23 protein-coding genes are annotated in these 24,244 nt (G+C 62.4%); 18 read left to right on the forward strand and 5 right to left on the reverse strand.

The window, feature by feature from the left end; all coding sequences use genetic code 11:
- Positions 1 to 151 precede the first annotated feature (151 nt).
- Positions 152 to 1,528 carry a methyltransferase domain-containing protein gene (locus tag EYW45_RS07305; protein WP_328703601.1) on the reverse strand — a complete coding sequence of 459 codons (1,377 nt, stop codon included), beginning with the start codon at positions 1,526 to 1,528 and terminating at the stop codon, positions 152 to 154.
- Between the two features lie 496 nt (positions 1,529 to 2,024).
- Entirely contained in the window at positions 2,025 to 2,918 is an 894-nt protein-coding gene (locus EYW45_RS07310; RefSeq protein ID WP_161134739.1) for a hypothetical protein, read from the reverse strand.
- A gap of 357 nt (positions 2,919 to 3,275) precedes the next feature.
- On the opposite strand from EYW45_RS07310, the gene EYW45_RS07315 reads away from it, so the two are divergent.
- The 6 genes from EYW45_RS07315 to EYW45_RS07340 all read left to right on the forward strand — a co-directional run bounded on the left by EYW45_RS07315 (position 3,276) and on the right by EYW45_RS07340 (position 9,484).
- Entirely contained in the window at positions 3,276 to 4,169 is an 894-nt protein-coding gene (locus tag EYW45_RS07315; RefSeq protein ID WP_202444634.1) for a DUF3034 family protein, read from the forward strand.
- A gap of 19 nt (positions 4,170 to 4,188) precedes the next feature.
- Complete coding sequence (locus EYW45_RS07320; RefSeq protein ID WP_161134741.1) at positions 4,189 to 4,632, forward strand: group I truncated hemoglobin; 444 nt, start codon at positions 4,189 to 4,191, stop codon at positions 4,630 to 4,632.
- Between the two features lie 33 nt (positions 4,633 to 4,665).
- Positions 4,666 to 5,406, forward strand: coding sequence for a methylamine utilization protein (locus EYW45_RS07325; RefSeq protein WP_161134742.1), 741 nt, complete (start codon positions 4,666 to 4,668; stop codon positions 5,404 to 5,406).
- Positions 5,407 to 5,416: 10 nt separating this feature from the next.
- A complete protein-coding gene (locus EYW45_RS07330; protein WP_328703602.1) occupies positions 5,417 to 7,792 on the forward strand; it encodes a putative bifunctional diguanylate cyclase/phosphodiesterase in 2,376 nt (791 codons plus the stop codon).
- Positions 7,789 to 8,715, forward strand: coding sequence for a flagellar brake protein (locus tag EYW45_RS07335; RefSeq protein ID WP_161134743.1), 927 nt, complete (start codon positions 7,789 to 7,791; stop codon positions 8,713 to 8,715). Before EYW45_RS07330 ends, EYW45_RS07335 begins: the two co-directional genes overlap by 4 nt.
- Before the next feature lie 70 nt (positions 8,716 to 8,785).
- The gene (locus tag EYW45_RS07340; RefSeq protein WP_161134744.1) at positions 8,786 to 9,484 is read left to right on the forward strand and encodes a TVP38/TMEM64 family protein; all 699 of its coding nucleotides are present in this window, start codon (positions 8,786 to 8,788) and stop codon (positions 9,482 to 9,484) included.
- A 57-nt stretch (positions 9,485 to 9,541) separates the two neighbouring features.
- On the opposite strand, the gene pepE is transcribed toward EYW45_RS07340, so the two are convergent.
- Complete coding sequence (pepE, locus tag EYW45_RS07345) at positions 9,542 to 10,270, reverse strand: dipeptidase PepE (RefSeq protein WP_161134745.1); 729 nt, start codon at positions 10,268 to 10,270, stop codon at positions 9,542 to 9,544.
- 24 nt (positions 10,271 to 10,294) lie between these two features.
- On the reverse strand, positions 10,295 to 11,062 hold the full coding sequence (locus tag EYW45_RS07350) for an IclR family transcriptional regulator (RefSeq protein WP_161134746.1): 768 nt from the start codon (positions 11,060 to 11,062) through the stop codon (positions 10,295 to 10,297).
- A gap of 234 nt (positions 11,063 to 11,296) precedes the next feature.
- On the opposite strand from EYW45_RS07350, the gene EYW45_RS07355 reads away from it, so the two are divergent.
- The 10 genes from EYW45_RS07355 to EYW45_RS07400 all read left to right on the forward strand — a co-directional run bounded on the left by EYW45_RS07355 (position 11,297) and on the right by EYW45_RS07400 (position 20,445).
- Positions 11,297 to 12,562, forward strand: a complete 1,266-nt coding sequence (locus EYW45_RS07355; protein ID WP_161134747.1) for an ABC transporter substrate-binding protein — start codon at positions 11,297 to 11,299, stop codon at positions 12,560 to 12,562.
- A gap of 108 nt (positions 12,563 to 12,670) precedes the next feature.
- Entirely contained in the window at positions 12,671 to 13,558 is an 888-nt protein-coding gene (locus tag EYW45_RS07360; RefSeq protein ID WP_161134748.1) for a branched-chain amino acid ABC transporter permease, read from the forward strand.
- A 10-nt stretch (positions 13,559 to 13,568) separates the two neighbouring features.
- Positions 13,569 to 14,549 (forward strand): branched-chain amino acid ABC transporter permease, encoded by a 981-nt coding sequence (locus EYW45_RS07365; protein ID WP_161134749.1) that lies wholly within the window; start codon positions 13,569 to 13,571, stop codon positions 14,547 to 14,549.
- The gene (locus EYW45_RS07370; protein WP_161134750.1) at positions 14,546 to 15,283 is read left to right on the forward strand and encodes an ABC transporter ATP-binding protein; all 738 of its coding nucleotides are present in this window, start codon (positions 14,546 to 14,548) and stop codon (positions 15,281 to 15,283) included. The genes EYW45_RS07365 and EYW45_RS07370 overlap by 4 nt, the downstream gene beginning before the upstream one ends.
- Positions 15,264 to 15,980 carry an ABC transporter ATP-binding protein gene (locus EYW45_RS07375; protein ID WP_161134751.1) on the forward strand — a complete coding sequence of 239 codons (717 nt, stop codon included), beginning with the start codon at positions 15,264 to 15,266 and terminating at the stop codon, positions 15,978 to 15,980. The genes EYW45_RS07370 and EYW45_RS07375 overlap by 20 nt, the downstream gene beginning before the upstream one ends.
- Before the next feature lies 1 nt (position 15,981).
- The gene (locus EYW45_RS07380) at positions 15,982 to 16,815 is read left to right on the forward strand and encodes a transketolase (RefSeq protein WP_161134752.1); all 834 of its coding nucleotides are present in this window, start codon (positions 15,982 to 15,984) and stop codon (positions 16,813 to 16,815) included.
- A 16-nt stretch (positions 16,816 to 16,831) separates the two neighbouring features.
- Positions 16,832 to 17,791 (forward strand): transketolase family protein, encoded by a 960-nt coding sequence (locus EYW45_RS07385; RefSeq protein WP_235938960.1) that lies wholly within the window; start codon positions 16,832 to 16,834, stop codon positions 17,789 to 17,791.
- 1 nt (position 17,792) lies between these two features.
- Positions 17,793 to 18,899 carry a glycerol dehydrogenase gene (locus EYW45_RS07390; protein WP_161134754.1) on the forward strand — a complete coding sequence of 369 codons (1,107 nt, stop codon included), beginning with the start codon at positions 17,793 to 17,795 and terminating at the stop codon, positions 18,897 to 18,899.
- A gap of 12 nt (positions 18,900 to 18,911) precedes the next feature.
- Positions 18,912 to 19,628 carry an SDR family NAD(P)-dependent oxidoreductase gene (locus tag EYW45_RS07395; protein WP_161134755.1) on the forward strand — a complete coding sequence of 239 codons (717 nt, stop codon included), beginning with the start codon at positions 18,912 to 18,914 and terminating at the stop codon, positions 19,626 to 19,628.
- A gap of 28 nt (positions 19,629 to 19,656) precedes the next feature.
- Positions 19,657 to 20,445 (forward strand): IclR family transcriptional regulator, encoded by a 789-nt coding sequence (locus EYW45_RS07400; protein ID WP_161134756.1) that lies wholly within the window; start codon positions 19,657 to 19,659, stop codon positions 20,443 to 20,445.
- On the opposite strand, the gene EYW45_RS07405 is transcribed toward EYW45_RS07400, so the two are convergent.
- Complete coding sequence (locus tag EYW45_RS07405; protein WP_161134757.1) at positions 20,434 to 21,600, reverse strand: epoxide hydrolase family protein; 1,167 nt, start codon at positions 21,598 to 21,600, stop codon at positions 20,434 to 20,436. The two genes, EYW45_RS07400 and EYW45_RS07405, sit on opposite strands and share 12 nt — an antisense overlap.
- 180 nt (positions 21,601 to 21,780) lie before the next feature.
- Between EYW45_RS07405 and EYW45_RS07410 the strand changes: the two genes are divergently transcribed.
- On the forward strand, positions 21,781 to 22,566 hold the full coding sequence (locus EYW45_RS07410) for an enoyl-CoA hydratase/isomerase family protein (protein ID WP_161134758.1): 786 nt from the start codon (positions 21,781 to 21,783) through the stop codon (positions 22,564 to 22,566).
- Between the two features lie 12 nt (positions 22,567 to 22,578).
- Positions 22,579 to 24,240, forward strand: a complete 1,662-nt coding sequence (locus EYW45_RS07415) for a class I adenylate-forming enzyme family protein (protein WP_161134759.1) — start codon at positions 22,579 to 22,581, stop codon at positions 24,238 to 24,240.
- Positions 24,241 to 24,244 lie beyond the last annotated feature (4 nt).

A 24,244-nucleotide genomic window follows, 5' to 3' on the forward strand; every position in this document is an offset into this window, starting at 1 on the left:
CGCATTGCGAGCACACGTGGCGGCGCGGAATCCTGAGCAGTAATGTTTGCACCTGGGTTTCAGCCTTTATTGCCGGCGTCGCTTTCTGAGCGGGTCAACTTCTGTGTGCGGGCAACTCCCGATGTGGGCGCGAAACCAACAGCGATCTCCGTTACGTCATCCGGCGGACCGCATTCATCAAGCGTCTCAATGGTGCCGTCACTTTCCAGCTGGTTGACATTCGCATGGCCAACACCGTCGCGTTGAGTCGTTGAATGTCGTCGGTCAGTCGTTGGCGCTCATCGCTCAGGCGCTGGCGTTCTTCCTGGGCAGCGGTCAACATTGCAGCGTGCGAATGTTGCGCGCTGTGCTGCGCCTCAATCGCCCGGTTGATGTCATCAAGACGTTGTGCCGAGCGCGCCGCGATGTCGCGTAAATTTTCGAGCGTGCTCTCCAGCCCTGACGGTCGCGCTGGTTGGGAAGTCGCCTCGTCCGCTGTAGACGCAACCTGAGGCGGGGTCGGGTCGGGCTGAGTCGCGTTCAGTCGTGCGGTTGCCCCTTGTGTGGAGGTTTCTGCCGCTTCATCGAGAATGCGATGCAGCAGCTCATTGCGAAGTATCTCGTAGTCGGCAGGCCGCAAAACAGCAGGATCCGTGGCGACGCGAAGATGAGCGAAAAAGTCGACGCCGGGGGAATCGGACATTTCCACGATTTCGAAGTCGATCAGTCCAAGGTAGGCGCAATCGCGCACCAACAGCTCGAAAGAAGATGGCGTGAAGACCGAGCAATGGGCATCTTCATACGCCCGGTCGTTCGAGGATGCGTTCGCCTCCCATTCTTTGAAATGGCGCTCGAACGTCATCGCGGGTGTAACAGCAGCGGGCGGAGCCCCTCGGAAAAAGCTCCCATAGGGCACGCCGTGATGGTCGTAACTCGCGCGCACCCATTTTTCGTCGAAGTTCTGGGTCAGGGTAGGTTGGTTTCGATCGGCGAAGTATGCCTCGAGCCAAGCTGAAAGCGGCGTAGCGGGCCGGAAGTAGTCATAACACGCGCGACGATCGGGTATGGCCATCGAAAGCATGCCGCCAGGCTTGAGTACTTTGGCGCAGCCCTGGAGAAAGCGGATGGGATTGGGCAGATGTTCGAAATTGTGCGACGACACCAGGTAATCGAATTGCCCCAATTTTCCGTGCTGTTCGACGACCTTGTCGATATGAGTGGATGAACCCAGCAAATCGACATCTTCCAGCAACTCGCATTGCTCCTCGGAAATGCCGACGTTTTCTCTGGCCATCTTTTTCAGCGTGGCCAAATCGAAAACATCCATCACCAAGCAGTTATAGCCGTCCCGCTTTGGCGTCAGTGGCGAATGGAACGGTCCAATCTCGATACCCTGTTTCTCTTTGGTGATGTACTTCAGAATAACCTCGCGACGATCCATGCAACTCTCCCGTAATCGATGAAAGTACTCACGCTTACCAGGCCGGAGGTTGTCGTTATATTGTGTCGGACGGTTTGTTGCGCTTGATCGGTCACTGCAATCATGCACTGTAAAGGAGTCGGCGGCGGGACGCCAGACTTCACCGAAGTTCGGTAGCGGCAGCTTCCATCTCTAGTGGGCTGCATGGGTCAAATATGCCGAACGGCCGGCATCGCTCGAAGGGTGACTGCATCAATGCAGTTGTTAAGCCGACTTTCGCAATGGAGATTTGAGGCAAGGCGTCAGGGCGCATCGCGTGCCTTCACGGCCACCCACTTATCATCGCCACCCGCTCCCCAGCACTGCGAGTAACCGCCGAATGGCAGCAAGCCTGCCCGGCGATGTGCGGGGCAGGCTTGTGCTTATTTGAAGGCGGCATTAAAAAATGCCGATGGTTGTTGGCTCGCGATAGGGTCTAAGGACAGGACTCGAGGGATTGGTTCGATGAACCGGGTCGAAGCGCCGGGTTGGAGGACGCACCCCAACCGTCCGCAAGAATTGCCCGTCGCCCGATACCTTCAACGGCCATCGCGCGACATCCACAACGGCCTATCGCGCAACACCGTCAACTATCGCGCTTCGCCTGGGAGCGTCGCGTCTGGCCGCGTTGGTGTGCGCCGATGCTCAGCGCGCGCGAGCTCTGACCGGCGGCGCCTTTGCCGACGGCGCGAGCTTGAGCGCTCACATTGCCTTTTTGCGTGGCGAGGTCGAGCGGGTTTGCGGCCGGCGCTTTGGCCGATTTGGAGGGCGCTTTCTTCGCTGACGCTTTCTTGGTGACGGCTTTCTTCTTGGCCAATAGCGTCGACGGCGTGGTCTTGGCGCCGGATGTCTTCACCGCCGTTTTGGCCGACGATTTTTTGGTCGCCGTCGTGCGCTTGGCGGCCGTAGGCGATTTCTTTGCGGCGGCTTTGGTGGCCGCTTTGGTGGCTGCTTTGGTGGCCGCCTTCGTGCTCGACTTGGTTGCCGTTTTCGCCGCCGACTTCGCACCTGAGGTCGTCGCCGACTTGGCTGTTGCGGTGCGCTTAGCGGCCGACGTACGCGCCGTCTTCTTCACCGCAGTACCGGATTTGGCGCGGCCTGCCGTCTTGGTGGCACCGGCACGTGCCGATTTCGCAGCAGCCGACTCGAATTTGGCGAAATCGCGATCTTCCTCTTTCTCGATCTGCGCGAGACGCGTCTCGAAGCGCACGACGGATTCGGCGAGGATCTCTTCTTTTTGTTGGGTACGCAGGTTGGCCGTATCTTGCGTGCCGGACTTCGATCCGGACTTGCCGCGCAAGGCAACGCGCTGGCGGCGATGGAGATCGCGGTACTTGTCGCGCAGTTTGCGGCTGCGCTCGAGTTTGCTGCGCAACTGGGATTTGCTGAGCGATTTGATTTCTGTCGTGCGGCCTGCATCGAATAGCGCGAGCTCAGGTGCCGTCAGGAGTTTTTGTGCTTGTGTACGTTGGTATGCCATCAAGTACCTCCAATATTTTAGTGATCGGTGGGTGTGCTCAGCAATTAGCCTGCCTGTTTGTAACGTGCGTTGATCAGGGCGGCTCGGTGTTGGCACATAAGGTTCCCACGTGCAATCCGCTTCTGTTGTGATCCTAGGACGCTTGGAGCTACCGACATCGATGTGTGGAGCCGCCAACGTCGGCGAGTGGAGCGGAGGGCATCGACACGTTCCCGTTTGAATTCGAATCCAATTTCGGAAAATTTGGCAGCGCCGACTAAATATTGCCGAGATCGTGTCGTTATCGGTAATGAGTCCCCCTCTGCAGGGCGGCTCGTCCCGTGCGCGCCGCGCGCCCTCATGCTTTCGTTGTGTCTCATGATTCTGTCGCCCGCGCCGTTCTTGTTCTTGCGCGCTTTCCTCGCCGCCGCGTTGCTGGGCCAGTCGTTTGTGGCGATGAGCGCCGAGTCGCCAGTAGGCGGCAAGTTGCTGCTCACCGGCGGGGTGTCGCAGATCGAGGGCGCTGCGGGTGGTGGGCTGACGCCATGGGCGGTGATCGGCGGCTACGGCACGCGGGAGCAGTTCGGTGTGAATGTGCACACGACATTCGTGCGCACGCAAGACTATTCGTTGGGCGCCTATGGCGTAACCGTTGGCTTGGCCGACCGCGTCGAGTTGTCGTTGAGCCGGCAGCGCTTCGATACGCGCGATGCGGGCACCACGCTGGGCTTGGGACGCGGTTACGCCTTCAACCAGAATATCGCAGGCGCCAAAGTGCGCGTGCTTGGCGATGCCGTACTCGATGCCGACACATGGGTGCCGCAAGTGGCCGTTGGCGCGCAGTACAAGCACAACGAGCAAGGGGCGGTACTCGATGCGATCGGAGCGCGAGGCGACTCGGGCGTCGATTACTACGTCTCGGCCACGAAGCTTTTGCTCGCGCAAAGCATTTTGCTCAACGGCACCGTGCGCATGACCCGCGCCAATCAATTCGGCCTGCTGGGATTTGGCGGCGATCTCAATCATCGCCATCAGCCGCAGCTTGAAGGATCTGCCGCCTATCTGTTGTCACGGCAGGTGGCCGTGGGTGTGGAGTATCGGCAGAAGCCCAACAATCTGGGATTCGCGCGCGAGCAAAACGCGTATGACGCGTTCATCGCCTGGGCGCCGTCCAAGCATGTGTCGTTGACGTTGGCGTGGTTGTCGCTGGGCGATATCGCCACGATCAAGAATCAAAGCGGCGTATATCTTTCCGCGCAAGCGGGCTTTTAGGGCAGACGGCACGATACATATGACTTCCGCTCGTTGGGTATCAAGAGGCTTGAGCGCCGTGGCCATTGCCGGCGTGCTGCTGATGGCCGCAGCACCCGCGCACGCGGATGACGCGGTCTATCGCGCCTTTGGCGGCGCGGACGGCATCCAGCGCGTCGTGAACGATTTCGTGGCGGATGTGCATGCCGATCCGCGCACGCGCCCGTACTTCGCGAAAGCGTCCGACAAGCGCCTGCGCATCATGCTGGCCAAGCAATTCTGCAGCGTGACGGGCGGGCCTTGCGTTTATGACGGCAGCTCGATGAAAGCGGTGCACAGCAATCTGAAGATCGACCGCGCGGCATTCAATGCCGTGGTGGAAGTACTGCAGGGCGCGATGGAAAAACACGGCGTGCCGTTCCGCGCGCAAAACCAGTTGTTGGCCAAGTTGGCGCCGATGTATCGCGACATCGAGACGCGGTAGCACCGCGCCTCGGCTTCCACCAAGGATATGACTATGGCGGTTCCGGATTCTTTGCAGCGTGCCGCGCTTTGCGCAGCGGCAATCGCATTGGCGCTGCTGCTCAGCCCTGGTGCAGCGGTGGCGGCCGATGCTTCGGCAACACGGACGGTGGCGTCGCCCTCGGCGGCCACACCCGCGAAGATAAACGCGACCGCGGGTGGGCACGCCAGCGCTTCCTCTGCTGCAAAGGGTATCGGCGACATAACGGTGCCGATTACCGATATGAAAGGCGTGCCACTTGCCAATGCCGTGGTGTACGCCAAGCCCAGGCAAGGCGCCGTTCCCGCAGCGCGGGCGTCGGCGATGAAAATCGATCAGGTCGACCGCGAGTTCGTGCCGTTGGTGTCGGTCGCGCAAACCGGTGTGGCCGTGTCGTTTCCCAACACAGACGACGTCGAGCATGATGTGTATTCGTTCTCGCCGGCGAAGCGGTTTCAGTTGCCCCTGTATTCGGGCACGCCCTCACATCCAGTGATTTTCGATAAGCCGGGGTTGGTGGTGCTGGGCTGCAATATTCACGACTCGATGGTGGCGTTCGTGCTGGTGGTGGACACGCCTTATTTCGCCAAGACCGGTGCTGATGGCATCGCCACGCTGGCGGGGTTGCCGGCCGGCGAGTATGTGTTGACCGTATGGCATCACGCACTGCGTGACGCGCAGCATCTGCCCACGCAGGCGTTGCCTGCGGGCGTTCACACGGCCCCGGCGTTCGCGTTGGCGGTCGATGTCCATTAGGGCCTGATACGTGCTTAAGCCCTCCACCTTGAGCTTGCGCACCAGCATCGCGCTCGCATTCAGCGGGTTGCTGTTGGTGATCCAGGTGGTGGCGTTCGGCTCGATTTCGGCGATCATTGCCAATAACGCGCGACGCAACGTCGATGAGCAGTTGGCGGTGGCGCAGAACGTGGTGGAGCAGATCATCCGGTCGCGGCGCGAGCGGCTCGGGCAGGCCGCCAACGTGCTGGCCGCCGATTTCGGTTTTCGCGAAGCGGCAGCCACGCGCGATCGCGCAACGATCGTGTCGGCCTTGCGCAATCATGGCGATCGGATCGGCGCCGAGGTGTTGCTGCTCATCGGGCTGGAAGGGCAATTGATCGCCGATACCCGCGCCGAGCCGCACGCCCTCAATGCCGCGACGTATCAGTCGTTGATCGGCGAGGCCAAGCGGCAGGGGGCGGCGACGGCGATCGGCATGATCGATGAGCGCATCTACGAGTTGGTCGCAGTGCCGGTGCGGGCGCCCCTCACCATCGCGTGGGTAGTGATGGGATTCGAGATCGACGAGCGGCTGACCGACAGCATGCGCAAGATTGCGTCGCTCGATGTGTCGTTTCTCGCGCGTACACCCGAGGGGGACTGGCGGGTGATGGCCTCTTCGCTACCGCCCAGCGTGGAGCAGGGGTTGTTGCCGGCCATTGCACGCGACACCGCAGTGCCGAATCAGGCGACCACGATCAAGATCGACGATCGCGAATTTGCCTATCGCCGGGTACGGGCCGCCCCTCGCGACGATTCGATCCTGATCGTCTTGCAGCATTCGCTCGATGCTGCGATGGCGCCGTTTCACCGCTTGCAGTCGATGCTGGCGTTGCTGACCGTGGCCGGGGTGCTGATCTCGATTGTCGTGAGCGTGCTGATTGCCCGCAAGGTGACGCGGCCGGTGAATAAGCTCATCGACTTCGCGAGGCGCATCAGTAGCGGGGAATATCCCAAGCCGATTCACATCCAGGAAAACAACGAGATTCGAGAGCTGGCCCATGCGTTCAATCACATGCGGGGCGCCTTGCTCGATCGCGAAACACGCATTACCGCGTTGGCATATCAAGACGTATTGACCGGGCTTCCCAATCGCGCCCGTTTCAATGATCGCGTGCAGCAGGCGATCGCGTCGGCCTGCGAGAACGACACCACGTTGGCGATCATGATGATGGATCTGGATCGCTTCAAATATGTGAACGACACGCTGGGTCACCACATCGGCGACCTCTTGCTGGTTGAAGTCAGCCGACGATTGAGCGCCGCCTTGCGGCACGATTACGACACGGTGGCGCGATTGGGGGGCGACGAATTCGCGGTGCTGTTGCCCGGCGGCGATCTGGCGACGGCCACGGCCGTGGCTGTGCGCATGACCGAGGCGTTGCAGCGGCCAATCACGGTGGAGGGACAACTCGTCGATGTGAGCACGAGCATCGGTATCGTGACACTGCCGCATGACGGCACCGATATGAATACGCTGATGCGGCGCGCCGACGTGGCCATGTACGCGTCAAAGCGCGCGGGTGAAGATTACGCGCGCTATGACGCCACGCACGACAAGCACACGCCCGAGCGGCTGACGCTGATGAGCGAGTTGCGCTATGCCGTCGAACACGATGAGCTCACGCTGTACTACCAGCCGAAGCTCGATCTGGGTACGGGCGTGGTCAAGTACGTGGAAGCGCTCGTGCGTTGGGAGCACAAAACACGCGGGTTCGTGTCGCCCGATCAGTTCATCCCGTTTGCCGAGCAAACCGGCTATATCAAATCGATCACGCGGTGGGTCATCGATCGCGCCTTTGCGCAATGTGCCGACTGGCACGCGCGTGGCATCGATTTGCAGGTGTCGATCAATGTATCGGCGCGCGATCTGCTGGGGCCGGATCTGCCGGGGTTGCTGGCGCGCCTGCTCGATCGGCATCGTCTCGACCCCGCGTGGATCTGGATCGAGATCACCGAAAGCGCCGTCATGGATGATCCGCTGCACGCCATGGACACGCTGGATCGTCTGCACGCGCTCGGCTTGCGATTGTCGATCGACGATTTCGGCACGGGCTATTCATCGCTCGCCTATCTGAAGCGCATGCCCGTGGACGAATTGAAGATCGACCGCAGTTTCGTCATGGGCATGGCGCACGACAAGGACGATGAAACCATCGTGCGATCCACCATCGATCTCGGGCACAATATGGGCCTCAAGGTGGTCGCCGAAGGGGTCGAAAGCGAAGCCGTGTTGCAGCAGCTCAAACTGTTGCATTGCGATCTGGCGCAAGGCTATTTCATGTCGCGGCCGCTCCCGCCGGGCAAGCTGGAATCATGGCTTGAGGTCTGGCACGCCAGTCACGATACGAGGATTTCCGCATGACTCAGGACAGCACCGTCGCGCCCCACGCCGCTACTGCCGCCTCCGCCAAGCTTGCGCCCAGTGTGCCGCTCGACCCGGCGCTGGTGCCGGTGGCCGAGCCGCTGCCTTGGGATGTGGAAGACGCCGACGGCACGGTGCTGCTGGACCAGGGCATGGTGCTGCACGACCCCGACGCGGTGGCCTTTCTTTTTCAGGCGTTTCGTCCGTGCTATCGGCCGCCGGCCGACGACGGCGCGGCCAGCCTGCAGGATGCGCCGGGCAATTCCTCGTTGAACGTCGAAGACATGCGCTTGTCGATCGGAATGATGCTCGGCATCAAGCCGCAATCGGCGGTGAGCGGCAAGATGAGCCCGAGCCGGCTGATCGGGCGTTCGCCGCAGCAGGCGTTGTTCGTCACGCCGCCCCTGGTCGATGGCCGCTACCTGTCGCTTGAGGTGAATCAAAATGTCGACCTGGTGGCGGTGTCCAGCCAGGGCGTGTTTCGGTTCGTGTGCACGGTGCAAGCCGTATGCAAGAAGCCGTTCGATTATCTCGTGCTGTCGGCACCGGGGCCCATTCAGTTGCTGCGCGAACGCAAGTCGCCGCGCGTGGGTGCGCGTCTGGCCGTACGATTCAAGTCGATTGCGGGCGATGATCGTTACGATGGCTTGGGCGTCGCGCGCGACATGAGCGTATTGGGGATGTCGCTGGCGGCTACGCGTGCGATATGGCCGGTGGGCGAGCGCGTGCAGATTGCGTTTCGGCTCAAGTCAGCCGCGGTGAATACCGACATCGAGGTGGCCGCCGTGGTGCGTAATGTGGTGCCTGCTTCCACCAGCGAATCGCTGGTCGTGCACGGACTCGAGTTCGTCGAGGTGTCGGCCGCACAGAAGCTGAGCCTCACGGCGTTCGTTTTCGACAGCCAGCACGTGGCTTTTCGCTAATGCGCGAGACGGCGGCGGGGCGATTGGGTCATCGGAATCAGGCCCGCGACTTGCGTCTTTCGCGCCCGACATGTCATCAACCACCGAATCCTCTTCCCGCGTAGGCCGCTACGGCTTCATCGCTGTGCTCGTCGTCGTCGCCGGCCTTCTGGCGGCCCTGTGGACGGCCACGCCTTTGCGCGAGTACATGTCGGTCGAGGCATTGACCGAAGTTGCCACCGATCTGGAAACGACGCGTTTTGCATTTCTGATCGTGCTGGCCGTTTATGTGTTCGGCGTGTTGTGCGCGGTGCCCGTCATGTTGCTCATCGCAGTGACCGGTCTGGTGTTCGGTTCCTGGCCGGGGGTGGGCTATGCCTTCGCCGGTACGATGTTGAGTGCGGCGACCTCATTCGCAATTGGTCGCTGGTTGGGTGAAAACCGGTTGCGCAAACTTGCCGGTGCGCGGGTCGAGTCGATCAGCAAGCGGCTTGGGCGCGAAGGGATCAAGGCCGTGCTCGCGGTACGACTGGTGCCCGTTGCGCCCTTTGTATTGATCAATATTATCGTGGGTGCGTCGCATGTGCGCTTTCGCGATTTCATGATCGGCACGGCACTGGGAATGTCGCCCGGCATCCTGCTCAAGATCGTGTTCTTCGATCAGTTGGCGGATGCCGCCCGTACGTCCAATGAAAATGCGCTGCTGACGGCCGCCGGCATTGCGGTGGCGCTGGTGGTGCTGGGGTTGCTCGCTCGCCGACTTTACGGCGGCAAGCGGCGCGATAGCTGATCGCGCAACGACGCCAATCGCTGCGCCAAGCAACCCGAAAACCGATCGAACAGCGGCTCAAGCCACCGCGTTTGCGCTTTTGCGTTGCGCGATAGTGATCACGCCGGGGACGAGCAAGCCTGGTGCCTCGGTCCCTGAAAACAGGGGCGCATCCTCTCCCAACAACGTGGTCGTGTGGCCCTCGATGCGCAGCGCCGACCCTTCCCGCAGACCGATCACAGGCATCGCGGGATTGCGTGTGCAGAATTCTGCCAGCCGTTGATCGCGCGTTTCGCCACGGTGGCCGGCGGGATGCGCATTGGTGTAATGCGGATTGATTTGATAGTCGATCAAACCGAAGGCGTCGAATCCGCCCGGATCGGTGATGGGCATGTCGTTAGTCGTGCAGACTGTGGGGCAGGCCAGGTTGGCACCGGCGCTCCAGCCCAGATACGCCGCGTCGCCTGCGCGTACGCGCGCCGCGATCGGCGCCAGCAAACCGCGCGTGCGCACTTCGCGCAGCAGGTTGAACGTGTTGCCGCCGCCCACCACGATCAACTGTGCTGCGGCGATCGCGGCTTGTGCGTCTGTGCAGGTATGCAAGCCTTCCAGCACGATGCCGACGGGGGCCAGCGCATCGTTCACCGTTTGCGTATACGCGTCCCAACTGCGCGTAACACCTGCGAAGGGCAGGAAGACCGCGGGGAACCCCGCCGGCAACCCTTGCGTCAGGGCTTGGATGTGCGGCAGCGCATGCACGAGGTAGCCCGCTTCACTGCTGGAATTGCTCAACAACAACAGATTCATGCTTCAAGGTCCGTAAGAGAAAAATCAAGTCGTCCAATAGGGATCGCCGAGTTGTCGACCGAGGGCACCGACCTCGCCCAGCACGAGCGACCGCAGGGCGTTCACCGTGCTGCAATCAACCTGAAAAGAAAGAAAGGTGAGGCACAGGCCGCGTAATGTCTGCGTAGCGGGATCGCGTACGGCAGCCCCGACGGCGCCGATGCCGGGCATCGATTCATCGATGGCCACGGCATGACGGGCGGCGTGCGCCTGGGCCACGCGCTTGCGCAAGGCCGCCACAGTGCGCGGGGTGTCGCGTCCCGTGGTGGGCAAGGGGGCACGCGTATCGTTGCCGAATGCCGCGATGAACTCCGCATCGCTCAATCGCGACACCAATGCGCGCCCGACTGCGGTGTAGGAGGCGGGTCGCTGGGCTCCGGGCTGCGACAGCAGCTGCAATGGGTGCGCGCCGTTGAGCCGCTTCAGCACGACGGTGTCGGCACCGGAAAGGGCGCACAGGTAGGTGGTGAGCCCGCTCGCTTCGCACAGTCGGTCCAGGGCAGCGCTGCAGGCGTCGTCCAACGGCGTCGTGGGGACACGCGGGTTTACCGCTGCAGACAAGAGTGCCCCCGGCCGATAGCGGCGCGTCGCGACGTCCTGATCCAGCAACTGGTACGCGTGCATCTGATTGAGCAGGCGCGACGCCGTGCTGCGGGGCAGGGCCAGGCGCGCAGCAACCTCCGAAAAACTGAGATCGGTCGCACCGGTGCCGAACAAGGTCAGCACCTTTTGCACGCCATCCAGAATACTCATTCAAGTTCCATAAATCGGAACAAAAGTTCCTATAAACAGAACAACTATAGGAAATTGTGCTGCACGGCGTCAAACGGATGGATCACGCTGTGCACGTGCGTTCGCACTTGCAGCATGCCGCCCCGGTAAGGGAAACCGCTATGTGCACTATATGAACAGCGCACGGAATTATTTTTGCGGATGCACTGACCGGCTCGCACACTGCCCGAACTATAAAAAATATCGGAGACAAACATGAACGGCTTACGTGTGAGCACGCGCGCGCTGTGGTCCGGTGTCGCGTTATGCGGAGGGTTGATCGCCGGCGGTCCCGCTCTGGCGCAAAGTGCGGTGAAAATCGGGTGTGTATTGCCACTGAGCGGTGGTTCGGCGGCTGTTGGCAATCAGACGCGAGTAGGCGTGGCCGCGGCCGTGGCGCAAATCAATGCAGCTGGCGGCATTGCGGCCATGAACGGCGCCAAGCTCGAAGCGGTGTTTGCCGATTCGCAATCCAAGGCGGACGTGGGGGTATCCGAAACCGAGCGGCTCATCCAGCGTGAGAACGTCGCGGTGCTTTGTGGCGCGTTCAATAGCGCGGTGACGTTTCCCGCCACCGAAGTGGCCGAACGCAACAAGACGCCCTGGGTCGCCGTGGGTGCCGTAAAGGACGAGATCACCGAGCGCAAGTTTCGCTACATCTTTCGGGTGAACAACAAGGCCTTGTATGACGCGCGTGAGCAGGTCGAAGCGATGACATTGCTGGCCAAGGAGACCGGCCAGCCCGTTCAAACCGTCGCGCTGTTTTTCGAAGGTGGCGATTGGGGGCGGTCGCACGCGTCGAACTTCCGCAAGCTGATCGCGGACAAGGGCATCAAGGTGGTCTTCGACGAAGCGGCGCCGTTGAACTCGGTCGACTTCACGCCGCAGTTGCTGAAGATTCGATCGGCCAAACCCGATGCGCTGGTGCTTGCGCTCTACACGCCGGATCAGTTGCTGTTCTCCCGGCAGTTGGCGGAGCAGCGACTTGACTTGCCGTTCGGCGTGCACTCCGCCGGCGGGGGCACCGAAGATCCCGCCTTCTATGCCGCCATCAATCCGAAGTTTCCGGCCTACTACTTCGTGCAGGAAGATTGGCAAGTGGATATTCTGGCCAACAATCAGGATCCCCTGCTGCACGATGCCGACAAGCAGGCCAAGGCCGCGTTGGGCTACGGCTTGAGCGCCTACGGTGCGCAAGGCGTGGCCGCCACGTACGTGATCAAGGATGCACTGGAGCGGGCGAAGTCGGCCGATCGCGAGCAAGTGCGCGATGCGCTCGCGGCCACCGACATCACCAGTGGGCCGGCGCTCTTTCCAGGTTATCAGCGTGTGAAGTTCGACGAGAATGGGCAGAACACGTTTGCGCACGGCGTGATCTCGGAAAACATCGACGGCCGTCGCCGCACCGTCTGGCCGCTCGAAAACCGTGCTTCCGATACCAAGCCGGTGTGGCCCGTGCCCAAGTGGTCTGCGCGCCAATAACCGCCGCAATACCCTGACCCGGCTCGCCGTGCTCGATGTGCCGCCTGTTGTGTGGGCGGCGCGTCTGGCGAGCCTTCGTTCGACTGATGTGTTCGGCGAGGTGGCACAGTGGATGGTTATGTCCTGACTTATTCAGCACTCAATGGGTTGTTGGTGGGCGCCATGTTCGGCGGCATCGCGTTGGGACTGAGCTTGATTTTCGGCGTGCTGCGCATCGTCAATTTCGCGCACGGCTCTTTCCTGATGGTCTCGATGTACGTGGCATTCTGGTTTCAGAAGATCGTGGGACTGGATCCTTATGTGAGCGTGCTCATTGCCGCACCGTTGATGTTTGCGCTTGGCTTCGCCGTGCAAGCCGTGATCATCGGTCCGCTCATCCGGCGCGAGCGGGCCCTGGTGGTCGAACCGGTCAGTGCCCTGCTGCTAACTGCCGGCGTTTACATTCTCATGGACAACGGCGTGCTGATGTTGTTCGGCCCCAATGTGCAGTCGGTGACCTCCGCGATCACCGTGACCTCGCTGATGGTGGCGGAATTTCCCATCAACGTCTTCCGCTTGGTGGCCGCCGGTGCGGCGCTGGTGCTGGCCGCTGGCCTGGCGCTTTGGCTGGCGCGCACCGACACCGGCCGCGCGATTCGCGCGACGGCGCAGAACCGCGATGCCGCCGCGCTGTCGGGCATCGATGTGCCCTTCATCTACAACCTCACGTTCGGCATCGGTTGCGCCATCGTGGGTGTGATGGGTTGCCTCATCGCACCCTTCATCCCTTTGACGCCCAACGTCGGACTGGCGTTCGGCATCAAATCGTTCATCGTGGTGGTCCTGGGCGGCATCGGCAGCATTTCGGGCTCGCTGGTAGGCGGGCTGGTGATCGGTCTGTTCGAGTCGGTCGCCTCGCAGTTCTATTCGGCACCGGCGGCATCCATCTTTTCGCTCGGCCTGTTCATTCTTATTTTGCTCTGGCGCCCACAAGGCCTGATGGGCAAGAAGAAATGAGGACCCTACGATGACTCGACAATCGAACGCCTGGTTGCCGGCACTATTGCTCCTGCTGGCGTGCGGGCTGCCGTTCCTGGTGGACAGCTTCATGATCCACTCTCTCATCATGGTGCTTTATTTCGCCTATCTGGCGTGCGCATGGAACCTGATGTGCGGCTACGTGGGCCAGATTTCCTTCGGTCACTCGGTATTCAGTGGGGTGGGCGGATATACCTCCGTGCTGCTGCTGACGGGGATGGGCATGTCGCCCTGGTTGGGGATGCTGGTGGGCGGTGTGCTGGCCGCCATTCTGGCCGTGGCGATCGGGTATCCCACGATGCGTTTGCGCGGGCCGTATTTCGCTTTGACCACGATTGCGGTCGCCGAAATGGTGCGCATCTGGGTGGAGAACACCGATAACTTCTTCGGTATCGCGCTCAAGGGCGCAGAGGGGCTTTCCGTCCCGCTGCTGGGCACCAACTTCGCGCTGTTCCAGTTCGAGAGCAAGGTGCCTTACTACTACATCATCCTGGCATTGCTGGTAATCGTGATGGGCATGACATGGCTCATGGAGCGCAGCCGTCTGGGGGCCTGCCTCAAAGCCATCCGGGGCGATCGCGATGCCGCCGAGTCGCTGGGCATCAACCCCACGCGATATACCTTGATGGCCTACGCGATGAGTGCCTTCATGACGGCCTTGGGCGGGAGCTTCTACGCCCAGTTCGTTCGCTTCATCAATCCCGAACGCAATATGGGCATCGAGCTGTCGATCGACATGGCGCTCATGACGATCATCGGCGGGCAGGGTACGGTGTTCGGGCCGCTGATCGGCGCACTCTTCCTGGCGCCGATCGCCGAACTCACGCGCATTTATCTCGGTGGACGGTTCATCGGCCTGCACTTGGCGATGTACGGGTTGGTGCTGATCATTTCGGTGCTCTATCTGCCCAAAGGCCTCTGGCATCCGATCAAGGCGCTGGGGCGGCGATTGAGGGGGCGTGTGCGATGAGCGACAACCTGCTCGAGGTGGAACGCATCGCCAAACGCTACGGCGGCGTGCAGGCCGTCAAGGACGTGTCGTTCAATCTGGCCCGCGGCGAAATTCTTGGGTTGCTGGGCCCCAACGGTGCCGGAAAAACGACCGCCTTCAACATGATTGCCGGATTCGTCGCGGCCGACAGCGGCCGCATCCGCTTGAACGGACGCGACATCACGGGCAAGCGTCCCTGGGGCGTGTGCAAGAGCGGACTGGCACGCACATTTCAATTGTCCAAACCCTTCGGCGGAATGACCACGCGCGAGAACCTGATCGTGGGCGCGTTGGTGAAAACGAACGATCGCAAGTACAGCGTCGAGCGGGCCGATGAGCTGCTCGATTTCTTGGGCATGCGCGAGATCGCCGACGTGGACGCCGACAACCTGACGGCGTTCGAGCGCCGCAAGGTGGAACTGGGCCGGGCGCTGTCCACCGATCCGGCGTTGTTGCTGATGGATGAGGTGGTGGCGGGCGCCACGCCGCAAGAGGCCCTGCTGATGGTGCAATTGATCAAGCAGGTACGCGACCGTGGTGTGACCATCCTCATCATCGAACATGTGATGAAAGTGATCATGGGGTTATCGGATCGGGTGATCGTGATGCACCTGGGCGAGTTGATCGCCAACGGCGCGCCCACCGAGGTGGTGCGGCAACCCGATGTGCTGAAAGCCTATTTTGGAGACGACTATGCCGGCGCCGATGCTTGAGGTGCGCGATCTGGCCGTGGGCTACGGCGATGCCGAGGTGTTGCAGGGGCTGTCACTCAGCGTTGACGCCGGTCAGATGGTGGCGCTGATCGGTGCCAATGGCGCGGGCAAGACGACCCTGTTGCGCACGATCTCCGGATTGTTGCGGCCCACCCGCGGCGCGATCGCGCTGGACGGCGACGCCATTGAGGGCCTGCCGCCGCACAAGGTGGTGCAACGCGGGTTTGTGCAGTCGCCCGAAGGCAAACAGCTCTTCCTGGATATGTCGATCCGCGAAAACCTGCTGGTGGGTGCGCACAATGCGCGCGCCCGGGCGGTGCGCGATCGCACGCTGGCCGAGGTGTTTGCGCTCTTTCCGATTCTCGAAGAGCGCCAGCGTCTGTCGGCCTCCACGCTATCGGGCGGGCAGCAACAGATGGTGGCCGTGGGACGTGCGCTGATGGCCAAGCCGAAGCTGCTGGCGTTGGATGAGCCCTCGCTGGGTCTGGCGCCGATCATGGTCGACCGCTTGTTCGAGTCGATTTCCGGTATCCGCGCATTGGGTGTGACGGTGCTCGTGATCGAGCAGAACGTTTTCAAGGTGCTGCAGATGGCCGACTACGGCTACGTGGTGGAGAACGGCGCGATTTCGCTGTCTGGAACCGGCTCCGAACTGATGAACAACGCGCATCTACGCGCAACCTATCTGGGAATTTGACATGGACACGATGCAGCCATCGGAAGCCTTGCGGCTACGCGCAATCGCGCTCAACCTGCGCCGGCACATGATCGTGCAGGCGCGCGGCAAGGGGCAGGGCTACCTCGGGCAGGGGCTCGGATTGGCGGATTTTCTTGCCGTGTTGTATTGGCATGTATTCGACGAAGACGATTGGCGTTTCGACGATCGGGATCGACAGCGGTTTTATCTCTCCACCGGCCATTACTCGATTGCGTTATGGGCGGTGTTTGCCGAGCTGGGAACGATCGATCCTTCGGAGCTCACGACCTACGGCGCCGATGGCGGGCGGCTGGATATGAGCACCATGGAAGGGCATGTACCAGGCGTGGAGATGACCGGGGGATCGCTGGGCCATGGGCTGGGCATCGCGACTGGAGCGGCGCTGGGTTATCGGCTGGATGGCAAGCGATCGAACATCCATGTGGAAGTGTCTGACGGCGAGTTGCAGGAGGGGTCGACCTGGGAGGCCGCCAATACGGCGGCTGCCTTTCATCTCGACAATCTTGTCTGCTGGGTGGACTGCAACGGCATTCAGGCGGACGGCCCCATCGTGGTATCGATCGAACCGGTGGCCGATCGGTTCGCCGCGTTCGGCTGGGACGTAAAAGAGATCGACGGCAATGACATGACGCAACTGCTGGCGGCGGCCGACTGGTCGCGTGCCCGTGGCGGCAAGCCGCGCGCCATCGTGATGCGCACGCATCCGGGGCGTGGGGTCAAACGGATCGAGCAGCGGGATCGCGCGCATTTCGTGCGCATCGATGCCGACGAATGGGAAGACGTGGCGCGCGAACTGGAGGCTGAAAATGCGTGAAGGCAGAACCCTTGCAATGAGCGAGTCCGAGGCGGTGGTGGGCCGCGATGCAGTACGTGCACCGTTTTCTCAGGGCATGATGCGGGCCGCCGAGCATCACCCCGAGCTGGTGCTGCTGACCGCCGACCTGGGGAAATACACCGATACGGCCGACTTCAGCCAGCGCTATCCCGATCGCTACTTCAACGTGGGGATGGCCGAGCAGGCCATGGTGATGGCCGCAGCCGGCTTGTCCAAGGTAGGCAAGGTGGCGTATTGCACAACGTATGGCACGTTCGCCACGCGTCGCGCGTACGATTTTCTGGCGATCGCGTGCGCGCACAGCAATGAACGCGTCAAGATGTTTGCCGGCAATCCCGCCCTGCAGTCGGGCTACGGCGGCACCCATCAGGCCAATGAGGATCTGGCGTTGATGCGCGCCATTCCAGGCATGACCGTGCTCGATCCGTGCGACGCCACCGAGATGATGCAGATTGCCGAGCAGGCCGCCGATTGGCCCGGCACGATGTATTGCCGCCTGCTGCGTGCGAACGTGCCGGTGGTGTTCGACCCCGCCACGCACAAGCTCGAAGTCGGACGTGGGCATGTGGTGTGGGGCGACGGCGATATCGGTTTCGTGTCGACAGGATCGATGACCGAACGCGTGTTCGATGCCGTGGCGCAGTTGGAACGCCAGGGTGTGGGCGCGTCGATCTTTCACACGGCATCGCTCAAACCGTTCGATCACGCGGGTCTGGTCGAATTCGCCGGATCGGTCAAGCGGTTGGTGGTGTGCGAAAACCATGTCGCCAGCGGCGGGCTGGCGTCGTTAGTGATCGAGTCGCTGCACGATGCGGGGCTGCAACGGCCAGTGCTGAAGATCGCGATTCCCGACACGTTCACATCCTGCGGTTCGCATGCGTTTCTGCTCGATCGCTACGGACTTTCTACCGATCGTATCGTCACGCGCGTAGGAAGTTGGCTGGAGGCCGCCTGACATGAACGCAAGCGAGATCAGGGCATTTGGCGCCGCGCATCGATATTTCCAGGGACCGGGCGCCGTGGCATTGATCGGCGAATGTGTGGCTTCGCTGGGACGGCATCCCGTGCTGGTGTGCGACATCATTGTTCGTGACCTGGTGCAGGCCGGTGTCGTGGCATCGTGCGCGGCGCAGTCGCAATCCTTGCGCTGGCTGGAAGTGCGCGGCGATGTCACACACGCTGCGGTGGCGGCGTTGTGTGCTGAGGCGCGTGCCGACGGCGCCACGCCGGACGTCGTGATTGCGGCAGGCGGCGGCAAGGGCGTGGATACGGGCAAGGCCGTCGCACGCGAATTGGGCGCACGGCTGGTGGTGTTGCCGACCTCGGCTTCCAACGATGGTCCGTGCAGCAAGGCCTTTGTGTTCTACGACGATCACCATCGCCTGTTGTCGGTCGAGCAATTGCCGCGTAACCCGGATGCGGTGGTCGTGGACACCCGTTTTCTGGTGCGGGCACCGCGTGCGCTATTGGTATCCGGCATCGGCGACGCCTTGTGCAAACTGTATGAAGGCGACCAGACGCGGCTGGCCGGCGGCCGGAATCTGTTTGGTGGCGTGAGCACGATCGCGGCAGAACAGCTGTCGGTGGCTTGCGATCGGGTGATCCGCGCCGACGCCGAAGCGGCATTGTCGTCGTTGGGCGCGGCCGAGCCCAACGCCGCATTCGAACGGCTCACCGAAGCGCTGGTGTTGCTCAGCGGTCTGGCGTTCGAGAACAGCGGCCTGTCGATCGCGCATTCGATGACGCGCGGCCTGCCGCGGGTGCCTGAACTTGGCGCGGCATTGCATGGCCTGCAGGTGGCCTATGGTCTCTACGTGCAGTGGCAACTGGAAGGCCGTTCCGAGGCGTTCATGGCGCAACAAGCACGGTTTTATCGCGCGATCGGTTTGCCGCGAACGCTGGCCGAACTCGGAGCGCCGGAGGTGAACGACGCCATGATCGAATCGATCGCCGCAGGCACGATGCAATCGCCGCATTTGAAGCACTTCCAGCGCCCCTTGGCACAGGCCGACTTCGTGGCCGCCATGCAGCGCGTCGAAGCCCTTTCCTTTTCTCCTGCCTGAGTACAACGCATCATGACGGATACCTCTTCAACTGCGCCGCTGGCCATCGTGACGGGCGGCGGCACAGGGCTGGGCCTGGCCTCGTGCATCGAACTGCGCGCCCGCGGCTTTCGCGTGCTGGCGCTGGGCCTGGACACCGAACCTGCGATCGAGCACACGGATATCGACTTTCGGCGCATGGATATCACGGATGAGGCGGGGCTGCAGGCGATCGCCGCTGCGGAGCCGCGCGTGGATGTGCTGATCAATGCGGCCGGGATCATTCTGCATGACAACGCCGAGCATACGGTCGCGGGTTTCAAGCGGGTGGTCGATGTGAATCTGCTCGGCACGCAGCTCGCCTGCGTGTTGTTCCGCCACGCGCTGGGCGCGGCGCGCGGCAATATCGTCAACTTCGCGTCGATGTGGAGTTTCTTCGGCTCGCCGCGCAATCCGGCCTACGCCGCCAGTAAAGGCGCCGTGGTGTCGCTGACCAAGTCATTGGCTGCGGGGTATGCCGCCGAGGGGATCCGCGTGAATGCGGTAGCACCCGGCTGGATCGATACGCGCATGTCGGCGACCGCCTTCGCCGATCCTGAGCGCAGTGCTGCCTTGCTCAAACGATTGCCGATCGGCGCCTGGGGCGTGCCGCAGGACGTGGCCAAGGCCGTCGCTTTCCTGTGCTCGGCCGATGCGCGCTACATTACGGGCGTCACGCTGCCTGTCGACGGCGGATACAGCATCGCGTAACTGTTGGCTAACGGTGGGGAGTCGCTTGATGACAACCGCATTGATGGGCATACGAACCACGGATGACGGCAGCGGCGTGCGCGGCACGCAAAGCTTGCGGCGGGCCTTGGCGCTATTGCGGCTGGTGGCGCGGCGGGGCGATGGGGGCGTGCGGTTGACGCAACTGGTGAAAGAGTCGGGGTTGGATCGCAGTACCACCTACCGGCTGATGAGCTGCCTGGTCGAAGAACAGTTCATCGATCGCGACGACGATCAACGCTATCACCTGGGGCCGGAAGCGGTGTTGCTGGGCTCGCTCCTGCCGAGCCCGACGCCCCTCATCACGCGGTTCATTCCGGCAATGAAGCGCATTGCGCGCATCGCCGGCGACACGACCTTCCTGATGATTCGGCAGGGCGACTTCGTGCAATGCGCCCATCGCGAAGTCGGCAGCTCACTGGTGAAAGTGTTGACCACCAATATCGGCCAGCGGCGGCTGCTGGGCACGGGTACCTGCGGTGTAGCGGTACTGGGTTTCATGACTGCAGCCGAGATCACCTTGACCCATCAGCGCAACGCGGCCGAGTATGCGGAACGACATATCGGACTGGACCGCTTGCTGGCGATGGGCACTGCGGTGCGTGAACGGGATTGCGCCATCACCTTCGAAGCGTTTGAAGTGGGTGTGGCGGGCATCGGCGTGGCGTTCAAGCTGGGTGAGCATGCGATGGGCGCCATCAGCATTGCCACGCTTACGTTGCGCTTTGGCCCCGAGCGGCAGCACGCGCTGCAGAAACTGTTGACGTCCGAATTGCAGCAGCTCGACCTACACACGTAACGGCCGGAAGAAGGCACGGATGTCGTGTGCCAGCGCATCCGGTTGTTCGAGCGCGGCAAAGTGGCCGCCGTGGGGCATCTCGGTCCAACGCTGAATGTCCGTGAAGGTGCGTTCGGCGAGCGCCCGGGGCGGACGCACGATCTCGGCAGGGAACGCCGCATAACCCGTTGGCACCTTCACGCCCCCCGCCGGTGGAAACGGCCATTCGCCTTGATGGCGGGCGTAGTACGGCCAGAACGAGGCATTGATCGAGCCCGTAAACCAATACAGACCGATATGAGACAACAGCTCATCGTGGGAAAAGCAGGCGTCGATATCGCCGCCGCAATCCGACCAGGCGCGAAATTTTTCTGCGATCCAGGCGGCCAGACCGGCCGGCGAGTCGGTAAGCGCATAAGCCAGGGTTTGCGGGCGGGTGCCTTGTATCGTGCTGTATCCCGTTTCCTGTTTGAGCCAGAGGTGCACGGCGTCGAGATACGCGCGCTCTTGCGCCGTGGGCGCGTCGAAGGCATGCGGATCGCGCGGCAGCGGCAGCATGTTGAGGTGGATGCCGGCGACTTTGTCTGGATAGGCATGCCCCAGGCAGGCCGAGACCGACGCGCCCCAGTCACCGCCTTGCGCACCGAAGCGCGTGTAACCCAGCACATCCGTCATCAGCGCCGCGAAGAGGTCGGCCATGCCTTCGACGGGAACGCGAGGCGCTCCCGCTTTGAACGACAGGCCGTAACCGGGGAGACTGGGCGCGACCACGGTGAAGGCGTCGGCGGGATCGCCGCCGAATCGGGCCGGGTCCGTCAGCCGCGGAATCAATTGCAAAAACTCGAAGACGGATCCAGGCCAGCCATGCGAGAGCACCAACGGAAAGGGCGCGGGACCCTGGCCGGCCGCATGCAGAAAGTGCAGGGTATGCGGGCCGATGTCGACGGTGAAGTTATCGAATGCATTCAGCCGGGCTTCCTGCGCCCGCCAGTCAAACGCCGTGCGCCAGTAGTCGACCAGCTTGCGCATCCATGCCAGGTCCGTGCCGGTCGTCCATGCAGGTAATGCCGGTTGATCCGGAAATCGGGTCAGCGCGAGGCGTACGTCGAGATCGGCAATCGCGTCATCGGTGACGCGCAAGGTAAACGGTTGCGGGTGTGAGATAGCACGTTTCATGAGCGAGCCTCCGGGCTTGGAGCGGCAGCATGTGGATGTTTTGCAGCACTGGCAAGTGTTATGCCGTGTGCAGTGCACAAGATGCACGAGCGATCACATCGTGAACATTCCAGCATCGGACGCTTGGCGCGTGCCGCAACCGCCCATCACACTGTGCGCACAATAATCAGGAGACACAGCATGTCGGATTCGTCTTTGCTGTTGGATATCGAGGATGGCGTGGCGCGCATTACGCTCAATCGGCCGGAGCAGCTCAACGCAGTGGCCGGCCCCCTGCACACCGCGCTGTCGCGGGTGTTCATCGACCTGGCGGCGCGGCGCGATCTGCGGGCCATCGTGCTGACTGGCGCAGGCAAAGCCTTTTGCGCCGGCGGCGACATCGAGTGGATGAAAGCGGCAGTGCGCGATCCCGAGGATTTCGAGGTCGTGACGTGGGAGGCCAAGCGCATCGTGTACTCGATGCTCGACTGCGAAATTCCCATCATCGGCCGCATCAACGGCCATGCGGTGGGGCTGGGCGCCACGCTCGCCTTGCTGTGCGATATCACCGTGATGGCCGACGGTGCACGCATCGGTGATCCGCACGTGCGCGTGGGATTGAACGCCGCCGATGGCGGCGGCTTTCTGTGGCCGGCAGTCATCGGTTATGGCCGTGCGCGCGAGATGCTGTTGACGGGCGACCTGCTCACCGCACAGGAAGCTTATGCTTTGGGCGCGATCGGTCATGTCGTCGATCCCGCGGATCTCGACAGCACGGTCGACGGCATTGTCGCCAAGCTGCGTCACGGGGCCGCCAAGGCGATTCGCTGGACAAAGGCGGGCTATACGATTCCGCTGCGCCAGCTTGCCCACGGTCATATGGATGCAGGGACGGCGTATGAGTGCCTGACCAATCTGACCCAGGATCATCGCGAAGCGGTCGAGGCCTTCGAGGCCAAGCGCAAACCCGTCTTCACCGGTCGATGAGTTGGCGTTCGCATGGACCGCTTCAATGAGCTTGCCGGACTGACGATTCCGGCGTTGCTACGCCGGCGCGCCGGCCCGTTGCGCTTCAAACTCGCCTTGTCGGCACCGTCTTATCGCGGCTATCGCGATCGGCTGACCTATGCGCAACTGGTGCATCGCATGACGGCGATGGGACAGGCGTTGCGCGCGCGTGATGTCAATGCAGGCGATCGGGTGGCACTGTTCCTGGCCAATACTGTCGTGCGCGAAGGCGTCCTGACGGCGTTGGGCTGCTGGGAGGTGGGCGCGATTGTGGCGCCTCTGAATGTGCGGGCATCGGATGATGAACTCGCGTTTGCCCTCGAGTTGATTGCGCCTGCCGTCATTGTGGCGGAGGACGCGGATGCCGCGCGGTTGCGGCGGTTGGCGCCGGCGGCGCGCTTGTGGTGTTTAGGCGGTGGGGAAGATGTGCTGGCGGGCGCTGAACGTTGGCCGGATCCGCAGGATGGCGTGGCGGGCGCTGCGGCGGCATCGTCGGCCACGCCGAGCGATTGCGCGGTCGCACTCAAGGCGGTTGCGTTGCCCGATCCTGAAGCACCCAGTGTGTTGTTGTTCACGTCCGGCACCACGGCGCGCGCCAAGGCGGTGGTGCATACGCAACGCTCGCAGTTGCATGCCGGCCTGGCCGTCGGCGGCGCGATCGGTTTGACCGACGCCGATACTTATCAAGGCGCGTGGCCGCTTTTTACCAGCTCGGTGCTCAACATGGCGTGCCTGTCGTCGTGGGTATACGGTGCCGGTGTCGTGCTCGAGGAGAACACGCTGGATAATGCCGCCCGGTTGCGGTTGATTGCCGCCGAAGCCACCAGCGTCTATCACGGTGTGACGTCGCCGTTGCACTTCATGATCGATGAGTACGCGCGCGGCGGTTATGACCTCACGTGTCTGCGCCGTCTGGGCTATGGCGGGGCGGTGATGCCCGTCGAGGTGATCGAGAAGTTTCGCCGGCATTTGCCATGGGTCGATCAGGTGCATATCTGGGGCATGACCGAGACCGGTCCGGCGGGTACGTTCCTGCCATCGTGGTTTCTGCCCCGCAAGGCCGGCTGCATCGGTCAGGCCATGCCGGGCTGCGCCGTGCGCATCGTCGACGATGTCACGGGCGTGCCGGTGCCCTGCGGTGCTACCGGCGAAATCGCGTTTGCCGGGCCGAGCGCGGCGCTGGGCTACTACCGTAATCCGCAAGCCACCGCGCAAACGTTCGTCGACGGCTGGGTGCGCACCGGGGACATCGGACGGATCGACGACGAAGGCCATCTGCATTTCGTGGATCGCAAGAAAGACATCATCAATCGCGGCGGCTTGAAAGTCGCGTCCGCGGCGGTGGAAGAGGTGCTTTACCGCGATCCCCAACTGAAAGAAGCGGCGGTGATTGCCGTGGCGCATCCGGGTTTGGGCGAAGACGTGGCCGCCTGCGTCGTGGCGCGAGACGGCGCCCAGCTCGATTTGCAGGCGCTGGCGCAACGCTGTGCCGATCACCTGGCCGATTACGCCTGCCCGCGGCAATGGTTCGTGCTGCCGGCGCTTCCCAAGAATCCGATGGGCAAGATTTTGAAGCGCGAATTGCGCGACATGATCGCGACGCAGACGCCACAGCGCATCGACGTTGCCCCACGCCGCTCCGGCACGACGTGAGAAC

This window comes from Schauerella aestuarii, from assembly GCF_009866805.1.
GTDB lineage: Bacteria > Pseudomonadota > Gammaproteobacteria > Burkholderiales > Burkholderiaceae_B > Schauerella > Schauerella aestuarii.